Source organism: Streptomyces sp. NPDC088923 (assembly GCF_044749745.1).
Lineage (GTDB): Bacteria > Actinomycetota > Actinomycetes > Streptomycetales > Streptomycetaceae > Streptomyces.
In genome coordinates, this window is sequence record NZ_JBIVIO010000005.1 from 214,511 (window position 1) to 240,573 (window position 26,063).

Consider the following 26,063-nt stretch of genomic DNA (forward strand, 5'->3'; position numbering starts at 1 on the left):
GACGCGGTACGGGGAGTGCCACTCGTTCCGGTGAACCTCGCACGCGCTTTCCGGTGAACCCGCGAACACACACCCGTGGGCGAGGGCGGCCCGGAGCCGCGGTGATCACCCGGCCGGAACGCCGCCCGCGGGGAAACCCGAAACCCCTCCGGCCGGGGGGGGGGAGAGGCCGGAGGGGCCGGGCGGCTGGGGCGCCGCCCGCCGGGCCGGAGGTGAAGCGGCTGCGGCAGGCGGGACGGCGCCGGTGGGGACGCCGTACTTGTCGAGGGGGGAGCCCGGCGTCCGCGAGACACAGTCAAGCGCCCCCGCGCGCCCCGCGAAAGCGCGCGCGGAGCTCCGGTGCGTGCGCTCCTTTCACACCCCGTGTGAATCCCGCTCCGTTACGCTGTGCCACAACGGGTGTCTGTTCGCTCACCCGCAGCGATGACAGCGCCCCAGCCCACCCGGAGACAGCATGGAGCCCAACTCCCTCCTCGACGCGATCCTCGACGAGGCCGCGATCTCGCACGCCGGGCTCGCCGCCCACGTCAACCGGGCGGGCGTTGCCCGCGGACTGACCCTGCGCTACGAGCACACCGCCGTCTCGCGCTGGCTGCGCGGCCAGCGCCCGCGCGGGCAGGTCCCCGACCTGATCTGCGAAGTCCTCTCCCGCCGCCTCGCCCGCCCCGTCACCCTCGACGACATCGGTCTCGGCATCCCGGGCGAGGCCGCCGCGGCGCGTCCGGGCTCCCTCTCCGGCTTCGTCGAGCGCGCCACCGCGCTGTGGCGCTCCGACCAGCAGCAGCGCCCGCACGTCCTCGGCGCCCCCGCCGTCACGGGCACCCCCGCGATCGTCCCCGTGTGGGAGTGGGAGAACCCGCCGGAGGACACCGACGTCTCGCGCGGCGGCCCCCGCCGCGTCTCCGGCGCCGACATCGAGATGCTGCGCGCGGCCCGCGCCCACTACGAACAGCTGTACCGCAAAGCGGGCGGCGTCGTCATCCGTCCCCGCGTCGTCTCCTTCCTCAACGCCGAGGCCGCGCCGCTCCTGCGCGGCAGCTACGGCGACGACACGGGACGCGCCCTGCACCGCGCGACGGGCGCGCTCGTCGCCGTCGCCGGGATCTGCGCGTACGACGCCGACGCGCACGGCCTCGCCCAGCGCTACTTCCACCAGGCGCTCCGGCTCGCCAAGGCGAGCGGGGACCGGGCCTTCGGGGCGTACGTCATCGCCCTCCTCGTCAACCAGTCGCTCCACCTCGCGGCCCACCGGCAGGCCGTCGCCTTCGCGGAGGCGGCGCTGCGCGCGGCCGGGCGCGCGGTGTCCCCCGCGCTCGCCTCGGACCTGCACGCGATGCAGGCGAAGGCGTACGCGCACCTCGGCGACGCGGGCGGCGCGCTCGACTGCATCCGGCGCGCGGAGACCGCCGCCGAGCGCATCCGCCGCGGCCATGAACCCGACGAGACGGGGTACGTGCAGCCGGGCCTCGTCAACGTCCAGGTCGCCGAGGCCCTGTTGAGCCTCGGCGACCTGCGCGGGGCGCGCGAGCACGCGCGGGCGGCCGTGGCCAGCCCGGCGCACGACAGGGGGCGCGTCCACCGCCTCGCGATGCTCAGCCACATCGCGCTGCGGCAGGGCGAGACGGACGGGGCCGTCGAGGCGGCGGTCGAGATGGCCGAGCGGGCCACGGGCATGGAGTCCAGGCGGCTGCGGGAGCGCCTTCGCGCGGTCCGTGAGCACCTGGTGCGCACCGGGGGCAGCGGTACGGGGCAGGCGGCCGAGCTGATCGACCGGGCGCTGCGGGTGCCGGTGTGAGCCTCGGTGACCGGCGACCGGCGGTGGTGCGCCGGGGTGGGTGCGCGCCGGACCCCGGCCGCGCGGCCCGCTGTGCTCCGGTGAGCGGCCCGGGCGCCTGCCCCGCGTGCGGCGGGGACTGCGATAGTGCCACCTCCTCATGAAAGGTGGCAGAAACGTGCGTTGGACGAAACAGAGCGAACAATTTGTGTATGGAAATCGCTGGTTTCGCGTGCACCTCGCCGATGTGGAGTTGCCGGACGGGCGCCATCTCGACCACTTCCTGATCCGGCAGCGCCCGGTCGCGGCGGCGACCGTCGTCAACGAGGCCGAGGAAGTGCTCCTGTTGTGGCGGCACCGCTTCATCACCGACACGTGGGGCTGGGAGTTGCCCGCGGGCGTGGTCGAGGAGGGGGAGGACCCGGAGCGGGCCGCCGCGCGCGAACTGGAGGAGGAGTCGGGCTGGCGTCCGGGTCCCCTCCAGCACCTGCTGAGCGCCGAGCCCTCGAACGGGCTCAGCGACGCGGTCCACCACGTCTACTGGGGCGAGAGCGCGGAGTGGACGGGCGAGCCCGTCGACGGCTTCGAGTCCTCGCGTCGCGAGTGGGTCCCGCTCAAGCTCGTGCCCGATCTCGTGAGCCGGGGCCAGGTCCCCGCGGCCACGATGGCGGCGGCGCTGCTCCTGCTGCACCGGATGCGGGAGGAGTGAGGGGCGGGAGCGCCAGCCGGTACGGGCGGGAGCGCGAGCAGGTAGGGGCAGGGGTGCGAGCCGGTACGGGCAGGCGGTGCCCCCCGCCCGTACCGGCCGTTCACCCCCGGGGCACTCTCAGACGGCCCGCGCCGGCTCCTCGTCCAGGTCGGAGACGTCCAGGACGAAGCGGTAGCGCACGTCGCCCCGCTCCAATCGCTCCAGGGCCTCGTTCACCCGGGCGGAGGGCAGCACCTCGACGTCCGCCGTGATGCCGTGCGTGCCGCAGAAGTCCAGCATCCTGGCCGTCTCGGCGAGGCCGCCCGTGGCCGAGGAGCTGAGCTTCTTGGCACCGAGCAGGAGGCCCATGAGCTGGACCGGGGCCTCGCCGAAGAAGCCGAGCACGCTGAGTGTGCCGTCCACGGCGACCGTCGAGAGCATCCGGTTGAGGTCGTGCGGGGCCGAGATCGTGTCGAGCACGAGGTCGAAGCGCCCGCGCGCGCCCGCCATCGCCGCCTCGTCGCTCGTCACGAGCAGCGCGCGGGCGCCGAGCCCGGTGGCGTCGGCGGCCTTCTCCGGGGTCCGGCTCAGGACGGTCACCTCGGCGCCGAGCGCGACGGCGAGCTTCACGGCCAGGTGCCCGAGACCGCCGAGACCGGCCACGGCGACCTTGCTCCCCGGGCCGACGCCGGCCGCGCGCAGCGGCCCCCACACCGTGATCCCCGCGCACATCAGCGGCGCCGCCGCCGCCGGGTCGAGCCCGGCCGGCAGGTGATGGGCGAACTTCTCGCGCAGCACGTACTCGCGGCTGTACCCGCCGTGCGTCGGCAGCCCGTCCACGCGGTCGACCGCGCCGTACGTGACGGTCGGGAACTGTGCGCAGTAGTTCTCGCGCCCGGCCAGACACATGGGACAGGTCCCGCAGGAGTCGATGATCGTGCCGATCGCGACCTTGTCGCCGGGTGCGAAGCCGGTCACGTCGGCGCCGGTCTCCGTGACGGTGCCGACGAACTCGTGGCCGGGGACGAGCGGGCCCGTGCGCCGCCCGGCGACGTCGTTGACCTGGTGCAGGTCGCTGTGGCAGACCCCGCAGTAATCGACGCGCACGGCGAGGTCGTCGGCCCGCGGCTCGCGCCGCTCGATCGTGACGCGCTCCAGGGCGGGGGCGCCGACGGGGTGCTGCCAGGCAGGGGTGGAACGCATGGGGCAACTCCAAAGACAGACTGTTCGGTCTGTTTCAGCGTAGGCGCTCCGGCGACAAAAGCAAACCAACTGTTCTGTTTGCTAACGTGACCCCATGCCCGAGCTGCCCAGTACGCCGCGCGGTGCCGCGACCAGGCGCCGCATCCTCGACGCGGCGACCGAGGAATTCGCCCTGCGCGGCATCGCCGGGGCCCGGATCGAGCGGATCATCTCCGCCGCGCGCACCAACAAGGCGCAGCTCTACGGGTACTTCGGCAACAAGGACGGGCTCTTCGCCGCCGTGATCGCCGACCGCACGAGCGACATCACCGCGAGCATCCCGTTCGACGCCGACGACCTGCCCGGCTGGGCGGTCGGCATCTACGAGCAGAACCTGCTGCGCCCCGATCTCGTCCGGCTCATCGCCTGGACCCGCCTGGAGCGGCGCTCCGGCGGCCTGTTGCTGGACGACCCGGAGCACGGCCCGAAGCTCGCCGCCCTCGCGCGCGCTCAGGAGGAGGGGCGGCTGCGGGCGGGCGAGCCGTACGACCTCCTCGCCCTCGTCATCGCGATGGCCTGCGCCTGGTCGCCGGTGAGCAACGTCTGGGCGGCGACGGGGGACGAGCCGGAGGGCGAGCACGAGCGACGCAAGGCGTTCCTGCGCGACGCGGTGGCGCGAGCCGTGGCGCCGTAGGGACGTGCGGCTGGACGGGTCCGTCACGCTGATGGAGCTACGTCCCGCCCCGTTCCCCAGTCGCCGCAAGGGTCCCGTGAGGTAAACCTCTTCCGGTCGATATGGGTCCAATGAAGTATTTCGCCCCGATATGCCCTCCCTCGGTTGCCGGAAGGCGCCGATGCGCGCCGCATAGAAGGAGTGGCGCGCGTCTCTCGTGGAGGGGACCCCGGCCCCTTCGCCGCGCGCTCTCGCAGGAAGAGGGCACTCATGACTTCAGACGAGGGCTTCCTCAGCGTTGACCAGCTCGTGGGCCTGACCGCGTACGACCGGGACGGGGCCAAGGTCGGCAGCGTCGAGCAGGTCTACCGCGACGACCGCACCGGCCGCCCGGAGTGGGTGACGGTGAAGACCGGTCTGTTCGGGATGAAGGAGAGCTTCGTCCCGCTGGAAGGTGCGCGCTCGGACGCCGAGGGTCTGCACCTGGAACACGACAAGAACGCGATCAAGGACGCCCCCCGTCTCGACGCCGGGCAGCACCTGGACGCGGCCGGTGAGGAGGAGCTGTACGCCCACTACGGGGTGACGGCGACCGGCGGCGGCATGTCCGGCGGGGGCGAGGGCAAGCAGGGGGCCGCCGCACCCGGCGGGATGGACGCGGAGGACGAGTCGCTGGCCGGTACCGGCCAGCGGGGCACCACCTCCGCGGACCAGGCGGGCATGAGCGGGGCCGGCTCCGGTCTCGGCCCGGCCAACCCGAACGAGGCGACGGGCGAGAGCACCGAGCGGGAACTCGCCGGCGCGGGTGCCCGGAGCTCCTGGGACGGTGAACCCGGCGAGGAGATGATCCGCTCCGAGGAGCGGCTGCGGGTCGGTACGCAGGAGGAGGAATCCGGCCGGGCACGGCTGCACAAGGTCGTGGTGACGGAGAACGTCACGACGACGATCCCGGTCAGTCACGAAGAGGCCAGGCTCGTACGCGAACCGATCCGCGAGGGCGACGCGGTGGACGCCGCCATCGGCGAGGAGAACGCCGAGGTCACCTTGCACGCGGAACGGCCGGTCATCCGCAAGGAGTCGGTCCCCGTCGAACGGGTCCGCCTGGAGGCGGAGCGTGTCACCGAGGAACAGGAGGTCAGCGACTCCGTACGCAAGGAGCGCGTCGACTACGACGACGGCTCGGCGGGACCCGGGCGCAGCACCGAGCGGGACGCCCCGCCCGAGGAGTACTGACCCCTCCACCACCACGGCCGAGGCCCCGCCCGACGGCCGAGACGCCCGTACCGCGGGCCGAGGCCCCCGGCGGCCCCCTCAGGGGCGCCGGGGGCCTCTCTCGCGCGTTCAGTCCGTGATCGTGCGGGCTTCCACCTTCGGGAGACCGAGCCCGTCCGCGGGGATCACCGAGTACGCCACGAGGTCCACCCGGCCCTCGTGCACGTGGCCCGCGTTGCGCAGCACGCCCTCCCGTACGAAACCGGCCCGCTCGGCCACGGCCTGCGAGGCGAGGTTCCCCGTGGCCGCGCGCAGTTCGAGGCGTTCGAAGCCGCATTCGCCGAGCAGCCACCCCGCGACGGTCCGCGTCGCCCCGACAGCGACGCCCTGCCGCCGGCTCCAGGGAGCGACCCAGTAGCCGACCTCGCTGACGTGCGCGGTCCAGTCGGTCGACTTGAGGCCGATCGTGCCGAGAAGACGGCCGCTGTCGCGGTCCGTGATCGCCCAGTGGATGCCGTCGCCCGAGGTGCGCAGGTGGTGGCTGAAGTCGGTGCACCAGCCCCGCGCCGCCTCCAGGTCGTACGGGCGCGGCAGCGGCAACCAGCGCAGTATCTCCTCGTCGGAGCACGCCAGCCGGACGTCCTCGACGTCCCCCGCGCCGAAGGCCCGCAGCCGCAGATTCCCCGAGACCAGCTCCGTCTCGGGGAAGACGTTGTCCGTCCACGTACCGCCCATGTCCCGCTCCCCACCTCGTCACCTGCGGGTATCTCCCCCAGTGGGCGGATGCTAGCAAGGCGGAAAGGGCTTGCGGGGAGGAAAAAAACGGGGGAGCGGACCCGCCCCCTCCGCCTCGGACCCGCCCCCTCGGCCTCGCTGCCGGCCTACTGGTACGCGTAGAAGCCCGAGCCCGACTTCCGGCCGAGGCGACCCGCCTCGACCATGCGGCGCAGCAGCGGTGGGGCCGCGTACAGGGGCTCCGCGTACTCCTCGTACATGCCCTCGGAGATCGAGACGATCGTGTCGAGGCCGATGAGGTCCGCGAGCTTGAGCGGACCCATCGGGTGGGCGCAGCCCAGCTCCATGCCGCTGTCGATGTCCTCGCGGCTCGCGATGCCCTGCTCGAACATGCGGATCGACGAGAGCAGGTACGGCACGAGGAGCGCGTTCACGACGAAGCCCGAGCGGTCCTGCGCGCGGATCGCGTGCTTGCCGAGGACCTTCTCGGCCCACACGTGGGCGCGGCTGATGGTGCCCTCGGAGGTGGTGAGGGCCGGGATCAGCTCGACGAGCTTCTGCACCGGGGCCGGGTTGAAGAAGTGGATGCCGATGACGTGGTCGGGGCGCGAGGTGGCCACCGCGAGCTTCACGATCGGGATCGAGGAGGTGTTCGAGGCGAGGATCGCGTCCTTGCGGGTCACGACCTGGTCCAGGACCTGGAAGATCTCCGTCTTGACCTGCTCGTTCTCGACGACGGCCTCGATCACGAGGTCACGGTCGGCGAACTCGCCGAGATCAGTGGTGAAGCTGAGCCTGGACTGCGTCGCGGCCAGTTCGTCGGCCGTGAGCTTGCCGCGCTCGGCTGCCTTGGCGAGCGAGTTGCTGAGCCGGGTACGGCCGTACTCCAGCGCGTCGCCGGTGGTCTCGGCGACCTTCACGTCGAGACCGGCACGTGCGCAGACCTCCGCGATTCCCGCGCCCATCTGTCCGCAGCCGACCACTCCGACGCGTGCTACATCGGCCTTGAAGTCCGTCACCTCGTGCCTCTCGCCGTCCGGGGATGAAGTCTCGGGCGGCCCACGACGCACTCCGCGTCGCGTCGGGACACCATCCCGCGCCGCGTCACGACGCGTCTCGGCGCCGCGCACGACGCATTCCGGCATCACGCGTGACGCACCGGGCGCCGCCGCCCAGGCGTGAACGTTACCGCGCGGTCAATGTGTGGCGGCTCCCCCGGGGAGGGCATGAGAGGGGGGTGCGCGTGTGACATGTGTGACAACCGAGCCCGTGGAGGCACCGGATGGACAACAGGGGAACGCTCAGCCGCAGAGGCTTCACCGCCCTCGCCGCCGGGGTGGTGGCGGCTCTCGGCACCACGGGCGCAGCCCTCCCGAGCGGAACCGGGCACGGCGGGGGTCACCCGCCGCGCGGGCGGCGGATGCGCGGGGAGTGGGTGGCGAGCATCACCAACCGCGACTGGCCCTCGGCGCCGGGGCTGCCCGCCTCGGTCCAGAAGGACGAGCTGCTCGGCCACCTCGACACGGCCGTCGAGCGCCGCCTCGACACCGTCATCCTTCAAGTGCGCCCCTCGGCCGACGCGCTGTGGCCCTCGCCCTACGAGCCCTGGTCGGCGTACCTCTCGGGGGAGCAGGGCGAGGACCCCGGCTACGACCCGCTCGGCTTCGCGGTGCGGGAGGCCCACAAGCGGGGGCTGGAGCTGCACGCCTGGTTCAATCCGTACCGCATCGCCGTGCACGACGACCCGACCCGCCTCGTGCCCACCCACCCGGCCAGGGTCAATCCGGACTGGGTCGTCACCTATCAGGGGCAGATGTACTACAACCCCGGGCTGCCCGAGGTGCGGCGGTACGTCGAGGACGCGATGCTCGACGCGGTCGCGCGCTACGACATCGACGCCGTGCACTGGGACGACTACTTCTACCCCTACCCGGTGGCCGGGCAGCCCTTCGACGACGACCGCGCCTTCGCCCTGTACGGCGGCGACTTCCCCGACCGGGCCGCCTGGCGCCGTCACAACACCGACCAGCTCGTGCGCGAGACGAGCGCCCGCATCCGCCGCCTCAAGCCGCGCGTCCGCTTCGGCATCAGCCCCTTCGGTGTGTGGCGCAACGCGAGCACCGACCCGCGCGGCTCCGACACCACCGCCGGCGTGCAGAGCTACGACGACCTGTACGCGGACACCCTGCGCTGGGTGCGCGAGGGCTGGATCGACCACATCGTGCCGCAGCTCTACTGGAACATCGGCTTCCCCGCCGCCGACTACGCGACCCTCGCCCGCTGGTGGGCGGGGGCCGTGCGCGGCACCGGCGTGGACCTCTACATCGGTGAGGCCCTCTACAAGGTGGGCGACCCCGCGCAGCCCGCCGCCTGGGCCGACCCCGCCGAACTGTCGAAGCACCTCGACCTGACCGCGCGCCTCCCCGAGGTGCACGGCCACGCCTTCTTCGCGGCGAAGGAGGTCGCGGCCGACCCGCTCGGCGCGATGAGCCGCCTCGTGCGGGACCACTACCGGGAGCGGGCGCCGCTGCGGGGTTAGGAGGGGCGGCGTCGCGGGGGCCGCGGGCGCCCGTCGCGGCGTCAGGGAGTGGTGTCGGCGGACTTCTCGTACGGCGGATCGTTCGCGGCCCTCTCGTGCGGAGCCGAGCGCGCCGTACGGGAAGGCCGCGTGGCCCACTGCGTCCCCGCGATGCACAGCACCACCCCCACCGCCGCGGGCGGAGCGGCGGCCGGGAGCGACTCGCCCAGCAGCGTCACCGCCCACAGCAGGGTCAACAGCGGCTGCGCGAGCTGGAGTTGGCTGGCGCGGGCGACGCCGGTCTCGGCCATGCCCCGGTACCACACGAAGAGCCCGACGAAGGTGGACCCCACCGAGACCCACGCGAGACCGGCGACCCCGTGCCCGCTCCACCGCACGGGGTGCTCCAGGCACAGCGCCACCACCGCGCCCACGCCCGTCAGCGGGAGGCACGCCACGAGCGCCCACGCGCTGACCTGCCACCCCGGCATGACCGCCGCGAGCCGCCCGCCCTCCGCGTAACTCGCCGCACACACCAGGAGCGCCGCGAAGAGCAGCACGTCCCCGCGCGTGAACCCGCCCCCGCCCTGTCCCAGCGTGAACGCCAGCACGATCGCCGCGCCCGCCCCCGCCGCCGGCCAGAAGACGCGTGGCGGCCACACGCCCGAGCGTGCGGCGGCCACGAGCGCCGTCGTGAGCGGCAACAGGCCCACCACGACCGCCGAGTGGGCCGTCGTGGACGTACGGAGCGCGAGCGTCGTCAGGAGCGGGAAGCCGAGCACCCCGCCCCCGGCCACGACCGCGATCCCGGCCCAGTGCGCGCGTACCGGCACCTCGGCACGCACCGCGCGCAGGAAGACACCCGCGACGGCCGTCGCGAGCACGCAGCGCAGGCACACGAGCGACCACGGGCCGAAGCTTTCGAGGCCCCACGCGGTCGAGGGGAAGGTGAGCGAGAAGCACAGCACGCCGAGCGCGGCGAGGAGCAGGCCGGGGCGGCTCCGGTGGGTGCGGCCCGGGCTGGCCCGGCGAGCGTCGCGCGCCCCAGCCGCTACCGTGGATTCGCTGATAGCGCTATTGTCACGTCTCATGCAAGAGCGTAGCAGCGTCGGGGAATTGGCGGACTCCCTCCGTGTCGAGTTCGACCGCTATCCAGCCGGTGGAAAGCTGCCATCGAGCCGTGAACTCGTCGCCCGGTACCGCGTCGGGCCCGTCACCGTCTCGCGCGCCCTCGCGCGACTCGCCGCCGAGGGGCTGCTCGTGACCCGGCCCGGCGCGGGCGCCTACCGCGCGGGGAAGGCCGCGCTCCCCGCGGAAGGCGACACCTCCTGGCAGCACCTCGCGCTCAGCGCCGAGTCCCCCGAGGGCCTGCCGCGCGCCGTGGACGCGAGCGGCGTCCTCGCCACGCTCGCCGAACCGCCCACCGGGGTCATCGAGTTCAACGGCGGCTACCTCCACCCGGACCTGCGCCCCGAACGCGCCCTCGCCGCCGCCCTCGCCCGCGCCGGGCGCCGGCCGGGGGCCTGGGGCCGGCCGCCCGCCGAAGGACTGCCCGAACTGCGCGCCTGGTTCGCGCGGGACCTCGCCACGGACGGCGGAGGCGGCCCGGGCCCGGGGGGCGCGCTCGTCAGCCCCGGCGGGCAGTCCGCGCTCAGCGGCGTCCTGCGCGCCCTCGCCCCGCCGGGCGCCCCCGTCCTCGTGGAGTCCCCGACCTACCCCGGCCTGCTCGCCGTGCTCCGCGCCGCCGGACAGCGCCCCGTCCCCGTCCCCGTGGACGCCGACGGGCTCCGCACCGACCTGCTGCCCGAGGCGTTCCGCGCGAGCGGCGCGCGCGTCCTCGTCTGCCAGCCGCTCCACCAGAACCCGACAGGCACCGTCCTCGCCCCCGCGCGCCGCCCCGGACTCCTCGCCGCCGCGCGCGCCGCCGGGGCCTTCGTCGTCGAGGACGACTTCGCGCGCCGCCTCGGCCACGCCGACGCGGGCCCGCCGCCCCCGCCGCTCGCCGCCGAGGACCCGGACGGCGTCGTCGTGCACATCCGCTCGCTCACGAAGGTCACCGCGCCGAGCCTGCGCGTCGCCGCCGTCCTCGCGCGCGGCCCCGTCCTGGAACGGCTGCGCGCGGTGCAGGTCGTGGACCACTTCTTCGTACCGCGTCCGCTCCAGGAGGCCGCGCTCGAACTCGTGGGCTCCCCCTCCTGGCCGCGCCATCTGCGCACCGTGGCGAGCGAGTTGGGCGCGCGGAGGGCGGCGCTCGCGACGGCTCTCGCCCGTCGGCTTCCCGAGGCGGTACCCGCACGCGTGCCCACCGGGGGCTACCACCTCTGGCTTCCGCTCCCCGAGGGCACCGACGAGTCCGCCCTCGCCGCCGAGGCGCTGCGCCGGGGCGTCGCCCTCGCCCCGGGCCGCCCGTACCACCCGGCCGAACCGGACCGCCCGCACCTGAGGATCAGCTACGGGGGAGTGGCGGACGGGAACGAACTGGAGGAGGGCGTACGGAGGCTGGCGGAGGCGTTCGCGGCGGTACGGGGGTGAGGCGGGCGCAGGAGGTGGGGTGGCCGTACGTGGTGAGGCGTCGCGTTTCGCGGTGCTCCGTTTCGCGCGGGTCGCGCGGCCTTCCTGGGCTCACTCCAGCGGCAGGATCATCCACTTGCCCGGCTCCACCTCGTCGTACCCCACCGAGCGGTACAGCTCCTGCGCACTGCTCGTGACGAGCAGCACGCGGCGCACGTCGTACTCCTCCATCCGCGCCCGCACGGCGGCCAGGAGGGCCTTCGCGAGCCCCTGGCCCCTGGCCTCGCGCGGCACGTAGACGTCGCAGAGCCAGGCGAAGGTGGCGCGGTCGGTGACGACCCGCGCGTAGGCGCGCTGCTCGCGGCGCACCGTGCCCTCCGCGTCCGGCATCTCCTCGTACACGCCGAAGTTCAGCGAGGCGGCGATGGCGGCGCGCTGCTTCTCCACGCTGCGGCCGAGCGCCCAGTAGGCGTCGGTGGAGAGCCAGTGGTGGACGCGTTCGACGTCGACGAGTTCCGGCGCGTCCGAGAGGAAGTGGCCGGGCGGGAGGGGGACGGCGGGCAGGTCCGTGTACGTGGTCATGCGGGCAGTCTCGCAACGCCCGGGCAGCGCCGCCCAGCCGGTTTCACTCCGTGGACGGGGCCTCGCGGGTGTGCTCCGTGCGCAGCACCAGGTCCTTCGCAGGACCCGCGACGCGCCACACCACGCTCCACAGGTCCGGGCCGCTCACGGTGAACTCGCCCTGGTAGAGGTCGAGGGCGCAGGGGTGATCGGCGATCGCGTGCCCCGTGCGCAGGTCGAGGTCGTGGAAGAAGCGTCCGTCCTCGAAGGTGACGCGCGCGGAGCCGGCGCCGCCCGGGCCCGGCAGCCAGCGCAGGGTCCGGTAGGCGGGGCGCGCGACGCCGTCCCACGTGAAGGTGCCCTCCTCGTGGTGCCGCAGCCCGCCTCCGGGCAGCGCCGTGAAGTCCGCCGCGCCCGTGAAGTGCCCGCGCGTCCCGCTGTGCCGGTCCTCGGCCGCGCGCGTGACGCGCCAGCGCCCCGCGAGGAAGACGAGCAGATCGGGTACGGGGGCCGTGGGGACGGGCGCGGTGGCGGTGGGATCGGGCGTCTGGGGCCGGGCGTCGGGCATGTCTCCTTCCTACTCCAGCCGTACGAGGCGCGGCCACTCGCCGTGCGTTCCGCACCCCTCACGGGGTATCCGCACCCCATGGACACCGAGAACACGCAGGACCACGTCCTGCTCAGCGCGGACACCAACGGCGACGGCAAGCCCGACGTGTGGATGACGGACACCACGGGCGACGGCAAGGCCGACCTCTACCAGTTCGACACCACCGGCGACGGCACGGTGGACGTCACCGTGGCGGAGGAGGACGGCGCGGCGGAGCGTCGGCGCGTCGTGGAGGGCGACGGCGGGCACCCGGTCCCCGGCACCTGAGGCCGGCGGGGGCGCGGTCAGGCGGCGACAGCGGCGGCGATACGGGCCGCGACCCCGGCGGGCGTGAGGGGCGCCGTGTCGATCACGGTCGCGCGGGCGCGCAGCCACTGCGTCGCCCGCGCGTACGCGTCGAGATGCGCGAGCCGCCACGGCCCCGCCGTCGCGCTCTCCGGCGCCTCGTCGCCCGCGATCCGCGTACGCAGCGTCGCCTCGTCGGCGTCCAGCACGAAGTGCCGTAAGGGAATCCCGGCCGCCCGGAAGCCGGCCTCGATCTCCTCCCAGTACTCCTCGTCCAGCACCGTCTGCGGTACGACGAGCGTCCCGCCCGCGTACCCGAGCACCTGCCGCGCGGTCTCGACGACGAGCGCCCGCCACATGGGCCAGTGCTGGAAGTTCCCGGGCCACTCGTCCCGCAGAATCCCCCGCAGCAGCCCCCCGACCTCCTCGGTGTCGAAGACCCGCGCGTCCGGCAGCAGCGCGGCCAACTCCCGTGCGGTCGTGGTCTTCCCGGCCCCGTACGTCCCACCCAGCCAGACGATCATGCGCGGACCCTACCGTCCCCGGGGCGTGGCGCGGCGAACAGTTCCCCCCGGCTGCCGCGCGCCGCTACCCTGCCCCCATGATCGAGATCCAGCTCGCCCGGCCCGTGGACGGAGACGCGCTCGGCGAGGTGCACGCGGCGGGTTGGGAAGCCGCCTACGCGCCCTTCTTCGCGCCGGAGTTCGCCGCCGCCGGGGTACGCGACCGCCGCACCCGCTGGCACGCCAGGATCACCAACGGTGAGGGCGCGATCCTCCTCGCCCGCGTCGAGGGCCGTCCTCTTGCGCTCTCCTGGGCCGGCCCCTCGCCCGAACGCCCGGGCTGGGCAGAGGTGTTCGGCTTCTACGGGCATCCGGACGGCTGGGGGAGCGGCGTGGCCGGGGCGCTCATGACCCGTACCCTCGACCGCCTCCGCGCCGCCGGGCACACCCGCGTCCACCTCTGGACGATGCGCGAGACGCCGCGCTCGCGCCGTTTCTACGAGAAGAGCGGATACGCCCCGACCGGGGCCGAGCGGCCGCACGACTTCGGCGACGGGCGGCCGCTGGTCCAGGTCGAGTACGCGCGCGAGTGCTGACGGGCGCGCTCAGGCCCCTTCCCCGCGCAGGCTCTCCACGAGGTCGCGCGGCAGGCCGTGCGTGTCGTGCAGGTAGTGCAGGTCGTCCTCGGAGAGCGGGCCCCGGAAGCGCGGGGCGGCGAGGACACGGCGGCCCCGGTCGAGCAGCGAGCGGAAGCGGGTCTCCTCGTCGCCGAGGGTCCCGAGCACCCTCCGTACCGTCTCGGGGTCCTCGCCGCCCTGCCCGAAGTGGCCGAGCGTCCCCGTCACCAACTCGCGGGGCAACTCTTCGAAGCCGGAGGAGGGATCGGACCGCCACAGGGTCGTCAGGGCCCGTCGCACGAGGCGCCGCAGTACGTACCCGCGTCCCGTGGCGGCGGGCCGTACGCCGTCGCCGATGACGACGACGGCCGAGCGCACGTGGTCGCTCACGAGCCGCAGCGAGGTCTCGTCGAGCTCCCACAGCGGCGGGAGCAGCCGCCGCCACGGCTCGAAGACGTCACCGTGGAAGACGGAGCGTTCCCCCTGGAGCAGCGAGGCGAGCCGTTCGAGCCCGAGTCCGGTGTCGACGTTGCGCTGGGGGAGCGGGACGAGGGAGCCGTCGGGGAGGCGGCGGTGGCGCATCATGACGTGGTTCCACACCTCGACCCAGCGCTCGTCACCCGTCGGCGTGGACCGGGGCGGCCCGTCCCCGGTCCACAGGAAGATCTCCGAGTCCGGACCGCAGGGGCCGGTCGGCCCGTTCGACCACCAGTTGTCCTCCCCGGTCCGCTCGACGGGCACGCCGAGCCGCTCCCACACCTCCAGCGAGGCGAGGTCGGGGCCCACCCGCTCGTCGCCGCCGAAGACGGTGGTGTGCAGGAGCCGCGGATCGATCCCGAGCCCGTTCGTGAGGAGTTCGTACCCCCACTCCAGGCTGCGCGGCCCCTCGTAGTCGCCGAGCGACCACGTGCCGAGCATCTCGAAGACGGTGAGGTGGGTCGGGTCCCCGACTTCCTCCAGGTCCGTCGTGCGCAGGCACCGCTGCACGTTCACGAGCCGCCGCCCGAGCGGGTGCGGACGGCCTTCGAGGTGCGGGGTGAGCGGGTGCATCCCCGAGGTGGTGAAGAGCACGGAGTCGTCACCGGGCGGTGGCAGCAGCGTCGAGCCGGTGATCCGGGCGTGGCCGCGCTCCTCGTAGAACTCGGTGAAGCGGCGGCTGATCTCTTCGGTGGTGAGCTTCGTCATGGCGATGTCCTTCGCGGTACGGGTGCCGGAACCGCGGACCACCGGAGACACGCGTGTCGCGCGAGCGCGAAGAACCACCGGGGACCGTGTTCCGGTCGCCGGTGGAGAAGAGGGGGAGTACGTCAGGCGGCGGCGACCGGGGAGCGGGGCGCTCGCGCGGTCGCGGTGGTGCATCGGCCGGTGACGTTCATGGGGGCAAGGATAACGCGGGGACGGGCGTAGTGGCGGGTGGTTTTCGCCGGGGCACGGAGCCGGGCGCGCTCGCGGCCGCTCGTCCGGCGTCAGGAAGGTTAGGCTCACCTAAGCTTGTGCGGCCGGAGGGGGGCGGGGTGGCGTCCCCTTGCGTCGCCCATGCGTCCTTTTATTGCATAGTTCTGCGGGCGAATGTATAGTCATGCTCTCAGGTAGGAGGTCCTCATGACGGTACGCGCGGCAGTCGCCGGAGCCAGTGGATACGCGGGCGGAGAGGTGCTGCGGCTGCTTCTCGCCCACCCCGGGGTGGAGATCGGCGCGGTCACGGCGAACTCCAACGCGGGGCAGCGACTCGGCGCGCTCCAGCCGCACCTCGCGCCCCTCGCCGACCGCGTGCTCGAAGCGACGAGCGCCGAGAGCCTCGCCGGGCACGACGTCGTCTTCCTCGGCCTCCCGCACGGCCAGTCCGCCGCCGTCGCGGAGCAACTCGGCGACGACGTCCTCGTCATCGACATGGGCGCCGACTTCCGGCTCAAGGACGCCGCCGACTGGGAGACCTTCTACGGCACCCCCCACGCCGGCACCTGGCCCTACGGCCTCCCCGAGCTGCCCGGCGCCCGCGCCGCGCTCGCGGGCACGCGCCGCATCGCCGTCCCCGGCTGCTACCCGACCGCCGTCTCGCTCGCCCTCGTCCCCGCCTACGCGGCCGGGATCGTCGAGGACGACGCCGTGATCGTCGCCGCCTCGGGCACCTCCGGCGCGGGCAAGGCGGCCAAGCCGCACCTGCTCGGCAGCGAGGTCATGGGCGCGATGTCCCCGTACGGCGTCGGCGGCGGCCACCGGCACACCCCCGAGATGATCCAGAACCTCAGCGCCGCCGCGGGCCACCGCGTCACCGTCTCCTTCACCCCCACCCTCGCCCCCATGCCGCGCGGCATCCTCGCCACGTGCAGCGCCAAGGCGAAGCCGGGCGTCGACGCGGCGCGGCTGCGAGAGACGTACGAGAAGGCGTACGCCGACGAGCCGTACGTGCACCTGCTGCCCGAGGGCCAGTGGCCGAACACCGGCGCCGTACTCGGCTCCAACCACGTACAGCTCCAGGTCGCCCACGACCCCGCCGCCGGGCGCGTCCTCGTCCTCGCGGCAATCGACAACCTCGCCAAGGGCACCGCGGGCGGCGCGATCCAGAGCATGAACCTCGCCCTCGGCCTCCCCGAGACCACGGGCCTGCCCGCCGCCGGGATCGCGCCATGAGCCGGACCCGCCCCGCGCACCGGAACCCGCACGACTCCGGCGCCCCCCTGATCACCCTTCTGACGAACCGGCTGCGCGCCGCCCTCCGCACCGCGGCGCGGAACAAGCCCAAGGAGACCTGAGACACCGTGAGCGTCACCGCACCCCAGGGATTCACGGCGGCGGGCATCGCCGCCGGGATCAAGTCGTCGGGACAGCCCGACCTCGCCCTCGTCGTCAACCAGGGGCCGCGCCTCGCCGCCGCCGGAGTCTTCACGTCCAACCGCGTCAAGGCCGCCCCCGTCCTGTGGTCCGAGCAGGTCCTCAAGGGCGGCCAGGTCTCCGCCGTCGTCCTCAACTCCGGCGGCGCCAACGCCTGTACCGGCCCGCGTGGCTTCCAGGACACCCACGCGACAGCCGAGCGCGCAGCCGCGGCCCTCGGCCACCACGCCGGCGAGATCGCCATCGCCTCGACCGGCCTCATCGGCGAACTGCTGCCCATGGACAAGCTGCTCCCCGGCGTCGACACCGCCGTCGCCGCGCTCAGCGAGCACGGCGGCGAGAAGGCCGCCCTCGCCATCAAGACCACCGACACCGTCCACAAGACGGCCGTCGCCCAGCGGGACGGCTGGAGCGTCGGCGGCATGGCCAAGGGCGCGGGCATGCTCGCCCCCGGCCTCGCCACGATGCTCGTCGTCCTCACCACCGACGCCGACCTCGACAGCCCGGCGCTCGACCGCGCCCTGCGCGCCGCGACCCACGTCACCTTCGACCGCGTCGACTCCGACGGCTGCATGTCCACCAACGACACCGTGCTCCTCCTCGCCTCCGGCGCGAGCGGCACGACGCCCGCCGAGGACGAGTTCACCGCGGCGGTACGGGAGGTCTGCGCCGACCTCGCCCGCCAGCTCATCGGCGACGCCGAGGGCGCGAGCAAGGACATCCGCATCGAGGTCGTGAACGCGGCGAACGAGGACGAGGCCGTCACGGTGGGCCGCGTCATCGCCCGCAACAACCTCCTCAAGTGCGCCGTCCACGGCGAGGACCCCAACTGGGGCCGCGTCCTCTCCGCGATCGGCACCACCGACGCCGCCTTCGAGCCCGACCGCCTCAACGTCGCCATCAACGGCGTGTGGGTCTGCAAGAACGGCTCCGTCGGCGAGGACCGCACCCTCGTCGACATGCGCTACCGCGAGGTCGTCATCACCGCCGACCTCGCCGCCGGGGACGCCTCGGCCGAGATCTGGACCAACGACCTCACCGCCGACTACGTCCACGAGAACAGCGCGTACTCCTCATGAGCAGCGACGAGACCAAGCCCGTCACGAGCGACGAGACCAAGCCCGTCACGAGCGACGAGACCAAGGCGGCCGCCGGGGCGACCCGCAAGCACACCGCCCTCCCCAAGGCCCAGATCCTCATCGAGGCCCTGCCCTGGATCACCCGCCACCAGGGCAAGACCGTCGTCATCAAGTTCGGCGGCAACGCCATGGTCGACGAGGAGCTGAAGGCCGCCTTCGCGCAGGACGTCGTCTTCCTGCGGCACGCCGGGCTCCGCCCCGTCGTCGTGCACGGCGGCGGCCCGCAGATCAACGCCCAGCTCGACAAGGAGGGCCTGGTCAGCGAGTTCCGCGCGGGCCTGCGCGTCACGACGCCCGAGGCGATGGACGTCGTCCGGATGGTGCTCGCCGGACAGGTCCAGCGCGAACTGGTCGGCCTGCTCAACCAGCACGGCCCGCTCGCCATCGGCCTCACCGGCGAGGACGCGCACACCATCACCGCGACCAAGCACCTCCCGCGCATCGAGGGCGAGCTGGTCGACATCGGGCGCGTCGGCGAGATCACCGCGATCGACACGGGCGCCATCGAGACGCTGCTCGACGACGGCCGTATCCCCGTCGTCTCCTCGATCGCCCGCAGCGCCGACGACGACCACGTCTACAACGTCAACGCCGACACCGCCGCCGCCGCGCTCGCCGCGGCGCTCGGTGCCGAGACCCTCATGGTCCTCACCGACGTCGAGGGCCTGTACGAGGACTGGCCGCACAGCGACGAGGTCATCAGCCGCCTCACCGCGAACCAGCTGGAGAAGCTGCTGCCCGAGCTGGCGAGCGGCATGGTCCCGAAGATGGAGGGCTGCCTGCACGCCGTCCGCAACGGCGTCCGCACCGCCCGGGTCATCGACGGGCGCGTCCAGCACTCCATCCTCCTGGAGATCTTCACCGACGAGGGCATCGGCACGATGGTCGTGGACGACGACCCGCGGGCCACCGCCCCGGCCGCCGCCGAGCCCGCCACGGAAAGGCAGACCCCGTGACCGCCACCGAGCAGCCGCACCCCCTGACCGGGCGCTGGCAGCACACCCTGATGAACAACTACGGCACCCCGCGCCTGGAACTCGCGCGCGGCGAGGGCGCCACCGTGTACGACACCGAGGGCCGCGCCTACCTCGACCTCGTCGGCGGCATCGCCGTCAACGCGCTCGGGCACGCCCACCCCGCGATCGTCGAGGCCGTCAGCAAGCAGATCGCCTCGCTCGGCCACATCTCCAACTTCTTCATGGCCGAGCCGACCGTCGCCCTCGCCGAGCGCCTCGTGGGATACGCGGGCCGCCCCGCACGCGTCCTGTTCTGCAACTCCGGCGCCGAGGCCAACGAGGCCGCCTTCAAGATCGGCCGCCTCACCGGGCGCCGCCACATGGTCTCCACCACGGGCGGCTTCCACGGCCGCACCATGGGCGCCCTCTCGCTCACCGGCCAGCCCGGCAAGCAGGACGGCTTCGCGCCGCTCCCCGGCGACGTCACCTTCGTCCCGTACGGAGACGCCGAGGCCCTGCGCGCGGCCGTCACCGAGGAGACCGCCCTCGTCATCATCGAGCCCCTCCAGGGCGAGAACGGCGTCGTCGTCCCGCCCGCCGGCTACCTGCGCGCCGCCCGCGAGATCACCCGCGCCACCGGCACCCTCCTCGTCCTCGACGAGGTGCAGACCGGCATCGGGCGTACGGGCCACTGGTACGCGTACCAGGCCGAGGAAGGCATCGACCCCGACGTCGTCACCCTCGCCAAGGCACTCGGCGGCGGCCTCCCGCTCGGCGCGGTCCTCGCCTTCGGCGAGACGGGCGAGCTCCTCACGCCGGGCCGCCACGGCTCGACCTTCGCGGGCAACCCCGTGGCCTGCGCCGCCGGGCTCGCCGTACTCGACACCATCGAGAACGAGCACCTCCTCGACCGCGCCAAGCGCACCGGGGAGCGGCTGCGCGAGGGAATCGAGCAACTCGGGCATCCCCTCGTCGCCCACGTCCGCGGCGCCGGGCTGCTGCTGGGTATCGTGCTCACCGAGCCGCGCGCCCCCCAGGTGCAGCAGGCCGCCCAGGACGCCGGACTCCTTGTCAACGCCCCGGCCCCCGACGTCGTACGGCTCATGCCGCCGCTGAACCTCGGCGAGGCCGAGGCGGACGCCTTCCTGGCCGCGCTCCCTGGGGTGCTGGACGCGGCGGCGGGAGAAGGGACGCACGCGGGCCGATGAGAGTGGGACGACGACGATGAGTCAGGCGAGTCAGGCGCAGGACAACGAGCAGGCCGGGCCCGCGGTGCCGCAGACGCGCACCGCGCGGCACCGCAGGATCGTGGACATCCTCAACCGGCAACCGGTGCGCTCCCAGAGCATGCTGGCGAAACTGCTCGCCGACGACGGACTCACCGTCACCCAGGCCACCCTCTCCAGGGACCTGGACGAACTCAACGCGGTGAAGATCCGCAACAACGACGGCGACCTCATCTACGCGGTGCCGAGCGAGGGCGGATTCCGCACCCCGCGCGCCCCGCTCGGCGAGTCCGCCAAGGAGGAGCGGATGCGCAGGCTCTCCTCCGAGCTCCTCATCTCCGCCGAAGCCAGCGCCAACCTCGTCGTCCTGCGCACCCCGCCGGGCGCGGCCCAGTTCCTCGCCTCCGCGATCGACCAGGCCGAACTCCACGACATCCTCGGCACGATCGCGGGCGACGACACACTGCTCCTGATCAGCCGCGACCCGGCGGGCGGCCAGCAACTCGCCGACCACCTGCTGCGGCTGGCGGCACGGGTGGGGTGAGCGGGCGCCCGGTTTCCGGCTTCCGGATTTCCGGCCACATGATCATGAAATCCGCCCCGGTGGGCACACGATCGTCACAACGGACGCGTGACGAGGGGCGGGTTTCATGGCATACGGCGGACAGCAGGCGCGGGTACGCACCCGCGCGACCCTCCTGACCCTGGGCCTGGCCGCCGCCCTCCTCGGTGCGGTGGCCCTCCTCTTCCTCCGCCTCGCCCACTGGGCCGGCGGGCACCCCCTGCCCGCCGTCCTCCTCACCGTCCTCTCCCTCCCCCTGCTCTACGCACTGGTACGAGGCATGCCCCGCGCCCGCGAACTGCGCCGCGCGGCCCGCGCCGGCATGGCGGAGGCCGACGCGGAGTCGGCGGCGGCCGAGCCCACGGTGGTCCTCCCCACGACCGCCGCCCCGCAGGACGGCCTCACCCTCCCCATCGACCCGTACGCCTTCGAAGAGGCGGTGGCGGACCTGTGCCGCCGCGACGGCTGCCAGGACGTCGAGGTGGTGGGCGGCGCCGGCGACCTCGGCGCCGACGTCCTGGCCACGGCCCCCGACGGCCGCCGCGTCGTCATCCAGTGCAAGCGCTACGCCCCCACCCACAAGACCGGCTCCCAGGACCTCCAACGCTTCGGCGGCACCTGCTGGACGGTCCACGGCGCTCAACTCGCGGTGCTGGTCACGACAAGCACCTTCACCGACCCGGCGAAGGACTACGCCGACTTCTGCGGCATCCGCCTGGTCGACGGGGCGGAACTGAAGGCGTGGACAGCGGGCGAGTCCCCGGCGCCGTGGGGGCCGACGCGGGTGGGGTGAGCCGAGGCGGCGCTCACCGCGGAGGCGCGAGGAGGGCGAAGTGGAGTTCCGCGAGCGCGGGCGCGGTCCCGGGCAGCACGTCGGGAAGCAGGCGGAGTGCCGTGTCCGCGGGGCCTTCCTCCAGGAGCCCCCGCAGCAGTTGTACCGCGCCCTCCGGATCGGCCACATGCCCCAGCCCGCACACCAGGCCGACCAACCGCCCCGTCTCCTCCGGCCTCTGCTCGGCGTGGCCTCTCTGCGGTGTCACCAGCACCGGCAGCGGCATCGGGGCCCCGACGAGCGCGCGAGCGGCGGCGGCGAGGGCTTCGGCACTCCGCTCCGGCCGAGTACGGCGTCCCCGCCGCTCCTCCAGTACGGCCGCGACGACGGCCGCGACGGGCTTCCCCTCCGCCACCGCGAGCAGAGCGCGCGAGACCGGACCGACACCGAGATCGGCAGCGGGGAGGGCGCGCCCCGCGCCCGGCACGAGGTCCCGGTCCAGGCGCGCGAGCAGCGCCCGTACGGTCGCGCTCCCCGGGTCACGAGCGACCCCCGGCCGCAGCGCGCCCTTAGCCCGCAGGGCCTTCCGCAACTCCGGACCGGGGGAGCGGGGATTGGGCAGCAGGAGAAGCAACTCGGCGAGATCCGGCAGCGGGTGCAGTTGCTTGAGTACGGTCGCCACGTGGTCTTCCACGAACTCGGCCGCGGCTTCGGGCCGCGTGAGCGCGAGTCCTTCGGCGCGCAGGAGAACGCCGCGCTGCCGGATGAGGTACTGCTCGGACGGCTGCTTCCCGGCCTGATCGCAGCCGGCGCTCTCGGCCGCTCGCGCTTCCTCGTCGAGCCCCGCGCAGGCGAGGGCCCGCACCACGTCGAGCGTGGTCGCGGCGTCCGCCGCGCCGCCCGCTTCCGCGGCGCGCCCCGCTGCCTGCCGCGCCAGTGCGGCGGCCGACTCCCGGTCCCCGGCCCGCGCGTGCGCCACCGAAGCGGCGGCGAGCAGCGGCACACGTGACAGGGCCGAGGCCGGGAGTACGGCCAGGCGAGCGGCCAATGCGCCTTGCCCTTCCCGTACGAGTGCCGAGGCCAGCCCGGGCATTCGCTCGTACACGGCGGTCAACCGCTCCGCGCGGAGCGCGTCCGGGGGCAGTGCCTTTTCCAGGAGGGCGCGCGCGTGCTCGACGAGCCCGGCGGAGAGGGCCTCGTGGACGTCGTTGAACGCCCCTGCTACACCGTCGTCTTCGGCGGGTTCGCGTTCACCGAGCGGGCGGGGACGGGGCGTCGGCAGCGGGACGCGCTTTTGCGTCACCCCCGGGGCGTAGTCGCGTCGGGTCTTCCTGTCGCGCTTCTCGGCGGCCAGCCGCCGCGTCGTGATCGCTGCTCCCGCTTCGGTTCGTACCGCCTCCGGAGCACTGATGGCCTCCGGCCCGAGGACGCTCTCGTCGAGGGGGAAGGGGCGAAGGATCTCCTCCGCGTCCGCGAGTGGGCGATCGGGATGGACCGCTTCCAACGCTTCGAAATGACGCGCGATGGTTTCTCCTACCTCCAAGCGCAGGTATCCCTGATCGGCGTCGTTCAAGGAGCCCGGGTCGCGTAGCGCGCTCATCAGCAACTCATTTGCCGTGTCCAGGAATTCGCGCGCTTTCCCCGCCTTCATTCCGGGGCCACCGCTGAGCACCCGCGCCCCGAGGCTCAGCAGGTCGACCGTGGGAAGGGTGTCGGCGAGCCCCGCTGTGCGCAGGTCCAGCTGCTCCCGGCACAGCTCGATGATGTGCCCGCGGAACTCCGGCGCTCGCCGTTGTCTTGCCCCGATGTTGCCTCCGTTCGACTCCGCCTGTGCAAGCGCGGCCCACAGGCCCACTGCCGTGCACCGCTCCTCGTGGTTCCCACAGGCCAAGCGGGCGGCTTGCTGATGGACCGCGTCCACTCCCACGTCCCCGAACGCGTCGGCAGCGGCGTGCTCCCGCGCTTTGGCGCCCACCGCGTCGCTGAAGAGGATCTGGGCGAGCAGCCGGCGGGCGGATGGCGACGGGGCCTCCAGGGCGGAGGCGGCCAGGAACTCCAGTGCCCGTGCGGTCAGGGCCTCGGCCCGCTCGTCACCGCTCGCGTCGAGGGAGCCGTCGCTCAGTGCCTGGGCGGTGCGTGCGCATGCCTCGGCAGCCAGGTCCTCACCGCCGGACTTCCCGCGGCGGGCGAGTTCCGTGGCCACGACGAGGCACAGCGCCGCTCCGTCCACGAGATCTCCGGTCGCCCGCGCCCACTGCGTGGCGCGCTCTGTCTCGCCGACGGCCACGAGCGCGCGCAGCAGCTCCGGTGAGGCGCCGTCACCGAGGCGGCCGCGCAGGAGGGCGTACGAGGCGGTGGCGAGCCCCAGGGTCTCCACGCTCGCCCCGGCCTCGTGCGGCGGAAGGGCGTCGAGATGGGTGAGCGCGGTGGCGGCGCCTCGGCGTACCACGAGTGCTGCCTGGCGCCAGGGGTCGAGCGTGAGCCGGACGGCTTCGGCGGGGGTTTCGGTGAGCCGGGCGGCGGACTCCAGGAGGAAGCCGGGCGTTTCCGCCGGCCAGAGCTGCCTCCGCCAGCGGTCCACCGAGGAGGCGAGAGCCCTGCGCACGAAGGCGGCGCCGGCCCCGCCCGCCGCCTCCCGTACGCGTGTCGGCAGCTGAGGGTGCGCCAGCACGTACCCGTTGCGCCGGTGCTCGTCGAGCATGAGGAAGTGTCCCTCGGGACCGTTCACGACGCGCTCGATCTCCTCGCCGGGCAGGCCCGTCAGTGCGGCGAGTTCGGGAGCGGAAAGGGGCACGTCGACGATGGCGAGGACGTCGGAGACCAGCCGGGCGCTCGAATCGGGGCGAAGGCGCGCCATCGCGGCCAGGGCGGGAGCGGACTCGGCTTCGTAGCCGGGGCGGGGCGGCATGGTCCACCAGCTCGCGGGGTCGCGCAGCGGGTGGGTGGCCGGTACGCCCGCGGGGAGCGGGGTACGGAGTCCGGCGACCACCACGTACAGGCCGGCGGGGAGGCGCCGGGGCAGCAACTCGGCGATGCTGGGGCGGCGGCCGGCGGAGTGCGCCCAGGCGGAGTTCAGGTCGAGGTCGTCGATGACGAGGAGGAGGGCCCGCCCCTGCTTCTTGCTCTCCTTGACCGCTTCGTGCAGCGCAGGAAGGAAGCTGGGGGCGTCGGTCGGACGGAGGCGCGTGTCATCAAGGGGAAGCTGACGCCCCACGATGTTGACGAAGCTGCCCGTGTCCGGCGAACTTCCCGCGTACGACGGGAAGAAGCACACCACGTCCATCCCCCGCGGGACGGCGCGTACGAGAGCGGTGAGCAGGCTCGTCTTCCCGCTGCCGAGACCACCCCGCACGTACGCGTATCCGGAGTTCCGCCCACTGAACAGGGCGAGCAGCCGGTTCCGCAGCGCCCGGTGCCCGGGGGCGTCGGTCAGCGCCTCCGGTACGTCGGCGGTCGAGGGCGCGTGATCAAGGAGGCGCGGCCGGTCGGTGCCCTTTCCGCCCTTGGCCGCGGCCGCCTCCTCGCGCGCCTCGACCAGGGTGGTTCGCAGTTCCTCCTCGGTGGTGATCCCGGTTCCGGCCAACTCCAGCAGAACAGCGAGGACACGACGGGTTTCGGCGTTGTCCTCGGGTACGAAGGTGCCGGCGAACCACCTGTCGAGCCTGGACGCGAGTGACTTCGCCTTGCGGCGGGTGTCGTCGGGGGAGCCGGAGCCGCCATCCTGTTCCGCACGGGAGACCGCCTCCGCCGCGAGGCGGCGTGTGCTGCGTCCCGAGGCCGTCCGCAGCGCCGTCAGCGTGCTCGCCAACTGCTCGCGCTTCTCCCGGTTCTGCTGCGGCAACACGGTCTCCTTCCGGCCCCGAGAGGCGCGCGCCGAAATTTCTCGAATTTCTTTGGGGGCGCCCTGACCTGCGAAGAAATGGTTCCGAGCCGTTTCCGGCAGCTCATGCGGCACGCCTCCGAGCCGCTTGGCTCGTCCCCATCCGGCGACGGTCGCCGGGAAGATCCCAAGGAGGCTCCCCATGTCGGCTCTGCCCGTAATCATGGAAGTCGCTACGAATCCCGCCCTCGCCACCGCCCTGGTGGTCAGTGCCTACGCGCGCGTCATCCTGCCCTGCACGGTTGCGGCCGTCGCCGTCATCGCGGCGACCACGCGGAACGAGGGCTGCCGGCGGGCGGCGCTGCGGGCGCTGACGGTTCTGGTGGGACGGAGGGGGCGGTCTTAGCTTCGAGTGGGGAGCAGATGGGACGGCCCCTGCCAAGTTCGCCGAATTCGGCAGGGGCCGTCCCATCCGTGGCGCCAAGCCAAGGAAGGAGGTAACGGTGCGCGTCGCGGTGATGATGGTCGAATCCATGGCCATCGAAGCGTTGCGCGCGCTCGTGGCGGCAGTTGTCCCTGGCAATTCGTAATGGCCAGGGACAACCCTTGGTGGGCCGCGTCGTCCCCCGCCCTCTGACCAGGGCGGGGGGCGACGTGTTTCTTGAGCCCTCCGGGCCGCAGTGCGGCACGCCCAAGGTATCCAGAGGGCTGACTACATGGCGCCGTGATTGGCGCGATCTGTACGTAGTCGGCAGGCTGGAATCCAGCCCCGCCCGAGCGGGGATGGCCCGTCGACTGGGGCGGTCGCGCCTAGTGGATGATCCCCGCCTCAGCGGGGACAACCCGCCCTTGCCCGGGCGGAGTCGAGAGTGCCGCGCGCTGCCGTT

At 73.5% G+C, this 26,063-nt stretch carries 25 protein-coding genes; 16 read left to right on the forward strand and 9 right to left on the reverse strand.

The window, feature by feature from the left end; genetic code table 11:
* The first annotated feature begins 454 nt into the window (after nucleotides 1-454).
* The gene (locus tag ACIP4O_RS21265; RefSeq protein WP_401576515.1) at nucleotides 455-1,795 is read left to right on the forward strand and encodes a transcriptional regulator; all 1,341 of its coding nucleotides are present in this window, start codon (nucleotides 455-457) and stop codon (nucleotides 1,793-1,795) included.
* Between the two features lie 157 nt (nucleotides 1,796-1,952).
* On the forward strand, nucleotides 1,953-2,483 hold the full coding sequence (locus ACIP4O_RS21270) for an NUDIX hydrolase (protein ID WP_401576517.1): 531 nt from the start codon (nucleotides 1,953-1,955) through the stop codon (nucleotides 2,481-2,483).
* A gap of 117 nt (nucleotides 2,484-2,600) precedes the next feature.
* On the opposite strand, the gene ACIP4O_RS21275 is transcribed toward ACIP4O_RS21270, so the two are convergent.
* Nucleotides 2,601-3,665 carry an NAD(P)-dependent alcohol dehydrogenase gene (locus ACIP4O_RS21275; protein ID WP_401576519.1) on the reverse strand — a complete coding sequence of 355 codons (1,065 nt, stop codon included), beginning with the start codon at nucleotides 3,663-3,665 and terminating at the stop codon, nucleotides 2,601-2,603.
* Between the two features lie 94 nt (nucleotides 3,666-3,759).
* Between ACIP4O_RS21275 and ACIP4O_RS21280 the strand changes: the two genes are divergently transcribed.
* A complete protein-coding gene (locus ACIP4O_RS21280) occupies nucleotides 3,760-4,338 on the forward strand; it encodes a TetR family transcriptional regulator (RefSeq protein WP_361327738.1) in 579 nt (192 codons plus the stop codon).
* A 249-nt stretch (nucleotides 4,339-4,587) separates the two neighbouring features.
* The gene (locus ACIP4O_RS21285; protein ID WP_401576521.1) at nucleotides 4,588-5,550 is read left to right on the forward strand and encodes a PRC and DUF2382 domain-containing protein; all 963 of its coding nucleotides are present in this window, start codon (nucleotides 4,588-4,590) and stop codon (nucleotides 5,548-5,550) included.
* Nucleotides 5,551-5,658: 108 nt separating this feature from the next.
* On the opposite strand, the gene ACIP4O_RS21290 is transcribed toward ACIP4O_RS21285, so the two are convergent.
* Nucleotides 5,659-6,264: a GNAT family N-acetyltransferase gene (locus tag ACIP4O_RS21290; RefSeq protein ID WP_401576523.1), complete on the reverse strand. Its 606-nt coding sequence runs from the start codon at nucleotides 6,262-6,264 to the stop codon at nucleotides 5,659-5,661.
* A gap of 146 nt (nucleotides 6,265-6,410) precedes the next feature.
* Nucleotides 6,411-7,283, reverse strand: a complete 873-nt coding sequence (locus ACIP4O_RS21295) for a 3-hydroxybutyryl-CoA dehydrogenase (RefSeq protein ID WP_401576525.1) — start codon at nucleotides 7,281-7,283, stop codon at nucleotides 6,411-6,413.
* Nucleotides 7,284-7,546: 263 nt separating this feature from the next.
* Here ACIP4O_RS21295 and ACIP4O_RS21300 point away from each other — a divergent pair, with 263 nt between their 5' ends.
* A complete protein-coding gene (locus tag ACIP4O_RS21300) occupies nucleotides 7,547-8,803 on the forward strand; it encodes a glycoside hydrolase family 10 protein (protein WP_401576527.1) in 1,257 nt (418 codons plus the stop codon).
* Nucleotides 8,804-8,844: 41 nt separating this feature from the next.
* Here ACIP4O_RS21300 and ACIP4O_RS21305 read toward each other — a convergent pair whose 3' ends face one another.
* Nucleotides 8,845-9,873: a DMT family transporter gene (locus tag ACIP4O_RS21305; protein WP_401576529.1), complete on the reverse strand. Its 1,029-nt coding sequence runs from the start codon at nucleotides 9,871-9,873 to the stop codon at nucleotides 8,845-8,847.
* On the opposite strand from ACIP4O_RS21305, the gene ACIP4O_RS21310 reads away from it, so the two are divergent.
* Nucleotides 9,872-11,314: a PLP-dependent aminotransferase family protein gene (locus ACIP4O_RS21310; protein WP_401576531.1), complete on the forward strand. Its 1,443-nt coding sequence runs from the start codon at nucleotides 9,872-9,874 to the stop codon at nucleotides 11,312-11,314. The two genes, ACIP4O_RS21305 and ACIP4O_RS21310, sit on opposite strands and share 2 nt — an antisense overlap.
* A 90-nt stretch (nucleotides 11,315-11,404) precedes the next feature.
* On the opposite strand, the gene ACIP4O_RS21315 is transcribed toward ACIP4O_RS21310, so the two are convergent.
* Nucleotides 11,405-11,875 (reverse strand): GNAT family N-acetyltransferase, encoded by a 471-nt coding sequence (locus tag ACIP4O_RS21315; protein ID WP_401576533.1) that lies wholly within the window; start codon nucleotides 11,873-11,875, stop codon nucleotides 11,405-11,407.
* 43 nt (nucleotides 11,876-11,918) lie between these two features.
* Nucleotides 11,919-12,422, reverse strand: coding sequence for a DUF6314 family protein (locus ACIP4O_RS21320; RefSeq protein ID WP_401576535.1), 504 nt, complete (start codon nucleotides 12,420-12,422; stop codon nucleotides 11,919-11,921).
* A gap of 78 nt (nucleotides 12,423-12,500) precedes the next feature.
* Between ACIP4O_RS21320 and ACIP4O_RS21325 the strand changes: the two genes are divergently transcribed.
* Nucleotides 12,501-12,731, forward strand: coding sequence for a hypothetical protein (locus tag ACIP4O_RS21325; protein WP_361327763.1), 231 nt, complete (start codon nucleotides 12,501-12,503; stop codon nucleotides 12,729-12,731).
* A 17-nt stretch (nucleotides 12,732-12,748) separates the two neighbouring features.
* Here ACIP4O_RS21325 and ACIP4O_RS21330 read toward each other — a convergent pair whose 3' ends face one another.
* Nucleotides 12,749-13,273 carry an AAA family ATPase gene (locus tag ACIP4O_RS21330; RefSeq protein WP_401576538.1) on the reverse strand — a complete coding sequence of 175 codons (525 nt, stop codon included), beginning with the start codon at nucleotides 13,271-13,273 and terminating at the stop codon, nucleotides 12,749-12,751.
* 77 nt (nucleotides 13,274-13,350) lie between these two features.
* Here ACIP4O_RS21330 and ACIP4O_RS21335 point away from each other — a divergent pair, with 77 nt between their 5' ends.
* Nucleotides 13,351-13,848 (forward strand): GNAT family N-acetyltransferase, encoded by a 498-nt coding sequence (locus tag ACIP4O_RS21335; RefSeq protein ID WP_401576540.1) that lies wholly within the window; start codon nucleotides 13,351-13,353, stop codon nucleotides 13,846-13,848.
* 9 nt (nucleotides 13,849-13,857) lie between these two features.
* Here ACIP4O_RS21335 and ACIP4O_RS21340 read toward each other — a convergent pair whose 3' ends face one another.
* Nucleotides 13,858-15,054 carry an alanine--tRNA ligase-related protein gene (locus ACIP4O_RS21340; RefSeq protein WP_401576542.1) on the reverse strand — a complete coding sequence of 399 codons (1,197 nt, stop codon included), beginning with the start codon at nucleotides 15,052-15,054 and terminating at the stop codon, nucleotides 13,858-13,860.
* Nucleotides 15,055-15,471: 417 nt separating this feature from the next.
* Between ACIP4O_RS21340 and argC the strand changes: the two genes are divergently transcribed.
* The 7 genes from argC to ACIP4O_RS21375 all read left to right on the forward strand — a co-directional run bounded on the left by argC (nucleotide 15,472) and on the right by ACIP4O_RS21375 (nucleotide 21,377).
* Complete coding sequence (gene argC, locus ACIP4O_RS21345) at nucleotides 15,472-16,500, forward strand: N-acetyl-gamma-glutamyl-phosphate reductase (protein ID WP_401576544.1); 1,029 nt, start codon at nucleotides 15,472-15,474, stop codon at nucleotides 16,498-16,500.
* Nucleotides 16,497-16,622, forward strand: a complete 126-nt coding sequence (locus tag ACIP4O_RS21350; RefSeq protein ID WP_361327778.1) for a hypothetical protein — start codon at nucleotides 16,497-16,499, stop codon at nucleotides 16,620-16,622. Before argC ends, ACIP4O_RS21350 begins: the two co-directional genes overlap by 4 nt.
* Nucleotides 16,623-16,628: 6 nt before the next feature.
* Complete coding sequence (gene argJ, locus ACIP4O_RS21355; RefSeq protein ID WP_401576546.1) at nucleotides 16,629-17,780, forward strand: bifunctional glutamate N-acetyltransferase/amino-acid acetyltransferase ArgJ; 1,152 nt, start codon at nucleotides 16,629-16,631, stop codon at nucleotides 17,778-17,780.
* Nucleotides 17,777-18,796 carry an acetylglutamate kinase gene (argB, locus tag ACIP4O_RS21360; RefSeq protein WP_401576548.1) on the forward strand — a complete coding sequence of 340 codons (1,020 nt, stop codon included), beginning with the start codon at nucleotides 17,777-17,779 and terminating at the stop codon, nucleotides 18,794-18,796. Before argJ ends, argB begins: the two co-directional genes overlap by 4 nt.
* A 50-nt stretch (nucleotides 18,797-18,846) precedes the next feature.
* On the forward strand, nucleotides 18,847-20,004 hold the full coding sequence (locus tag ACIP4O_RS21365) for an acetylornithine transaminase (RefSeq protein WP_401576826.1): 1,158 nt from the start codon (nucleotides 18,847-18,849) through the stop codon (nucleotides 20,002-20,004).
* A 16-nt stretch (nucleotides 20,005-20,020) separates the two neighbouring features.
* Nucleotides 20,021-20,566 carry an arginine repressor gene (locus ACIP4O_RS21370; RefSeq protein WP_164290076.1) on the forward strand — a complete coding sequence of 182 codons (546 nt, stop codon included), beginning with the start codon at nucleotides 20,021-20,023 and terminating at the stop codon, nucleotides 20,564-20,566.
* 106 nt (nucleotides 20,567-20,672) lie between these two features.
* Nucleotides 20,673-21,377, forward strand: a complete 705-nt coding sequence (locus ACIP4O_RS21375) for a restriction endonuclease (RefSeq protein ID WP_401576551.1) — start codon at nucleotides 20,673-20,675, stop codon at nucleotides 21,375-21,377.
* Between the two features lie 13 nt (nucleotides 21,378-21,390).
* Here ACIP4O_RS21375 and ACIP4O_RS21380 read toward each other — a convergent pair whose 3' ends face one another.
* Entirely contained in the window at nucleotides 21,391-25,197 is a 3,807-nt protein-coding gene (locus ACIP4O_RS21380; protein ID WP_401576553.1) for a hypothetical protein, read from the reverse strand.
* A gap of 181 nt (nucleotides 25,198-25,378) precedes the next feature.
* Here ACIP4O_RS21380 and ACIP4O_RS21385 point away from each other — a divergent pair, with 181 nt between their 5' ends.
* Nucleotides 25,379-25,582, forward strand: a complete 204-nt coding sequence (locus tag ACIP4O_RS21385; RefSeq protein WP_401576555.1) for a hypothetical protein — start codon at nucleotides 25,379-25,381, stop codon at nucleotides 25,580-25,582.
* The last annotated feature ends 481 nt before the right edge of the window (nucleotides 25,583-26,063 follow it).

Excerpts from the sequence above, each read along its gene's own strand:
- ACIP4O_RS21265 (WP_401576515.1), top strand. The coding sequence starts at position 455 with ATGGAGCCCAACTCCCTCCTCGACGCGATCCTCGACGAGGCCGCGATC.
- ACIP4O_RS21275 (WP_401576519.1), bottom strand. The coding sequence starts at position 3,665 with ATGCGTTCCACCCCTGCCTGGCAGCACCCCGTCGGCGCCCCCGCCCTG.
- ACIP4O_RS21280 (WP_361327738.1), top strand. The coding sequence starts at position 3,760 with ATGCCCGAGCTGCCCAGTACGCCGCGCGGTGCCGCGACCAGGCGCCGC.
- ACIP4O_RS21285 (WP_401576521.1), top strand. The coding sequence starts at position 4,588 with ATGACTTCAGACGAGGGCTTCCTCAGCGTTGACCAGCTCGTGGGCCTG.
- ACIP4O_RS21290 (WP_401576523.1), bottom strand. The coding sequence starts at position 6,264 with ATGGGCGGTACGTGGACGGACAACGTCTTCCCCGAGACGGAGCTGGTC.
- ACIP4O_RS21300 (WP_401576527.1), top strand. The coding sequence starts at position 7,547 with ATGGACAACAGGGGAACGCTCAGCCGCAGAGGCTTCACCGCCCTCGCC.
- ACIP4O_RS21310 (WP_401576531.1), top strand. The coding sequence starts at position 9,872 with ATGCAAGAGCGTAGCAGCGTCGGGGAATTGGCGGACTCCCTCCGTGTC.
- ACIP4O_RS21305 (WP_401576529.1), bottom strand. The coding sequence starts at position 9,873 with ATGAGACGTGACAATAGCGCTATCAGCGAATCCACGGTAGCGGCTGGG.
- ACIP4O_RS21315 (WP_401576533.1), bottom strand. The coding sequence starts at position 11,875 with ATGACCACGTACACGGACCTGCCCGCCGTCCCCCTCCCGCCCGGCCAC.
- ACIP4O_RS21320 (WP_401576535.1), bottom strand. The coding sequence starts at position 12,422 with ATGCCCGACGCCCGGCCCCAGACGCCCGATCCCACCGCCACCGCGCCC.
- ACIP4O_RS21325 (WP_361327763.1), top strand. The coding sequence starts at position 12,501 with ATGGACACCGAGAACACGCAGGACCACGTCCTGCTCAGCGCGGACACC.
- ACIP4O_RS21330 (WP_401576538.1), bottom strand. The coding sequence starts at position 13,273 with ATGATCGTCTGGCTGGGTGGGACGTACGGGGCCGGGAAGACCACGACC.
- ACIP4O_RS21335 (WP_401576540.1), top strand. The coding sequence starts at position 13,351 with ATGATCGAGATCCAGCTCGCCCGGCCCGTGGACGGAGACGCGCTCGGC.
- ACIP4O_RS21340 (WP_401576542.1), bottom strand. The coding sequence starts at position 15,054 with ATGACGAAGCTCACCACCGAAGAGATCAGCCGCCGCTTCACCGAGTTC.
- argC (WP_401576544.1), top strand. The coding sequence starts at position 15,472 with ATGACGGTACGCGCGGCAGTCGCCGGAGCCAGTGGATACGCGGGCGGA.
- ACIP4O_RS21350 (WP_361327778.1), top strand. The coding sequence starts at position 16,497 with ATGAGCCGGACCCGCCCCGCGCACCGGAACCCGCACGACTCCGGCGCC.
- argB (WP_401576548.1), top strand. The coding sequence starts at position 17,777 with ATGAGCAGCGACGAGACCAAGCCCGTCACGAGCGACGAGACCAAGCCC.
- ACIP4O_RS21365 (WP_401576826.1), top strand. The coding sequence starts at position 18,847 with ATGAACAACTACGGCACCCCGCGCCTGGAACTCGCGCGCGGCGAGGGC.
- ACIP4O_RS21370 (WP_164290076.1), top strand. The coding sequence starts at position 20,021 with ATGAGTCAGGCGAGTCAGGCGCAGGACAACGAGCAGGCCGGGCCCGCG.
- ACIP4O_RS21375 (WP_401576551.1), top strand. The coding sequence starts at position 20,673 with ATGGCATACGGCGGACAGCAGGCGCGGGTACGCACCCGCGCGACCCTC.
- ACIP4O_RS21385 (WP_401576555.1), top strand. The coding sequence starts at position 25,379 with ATGTCGGCTCTGCCCGTAATCATGGAAGTCGCTACGAATCCCGCCCTC.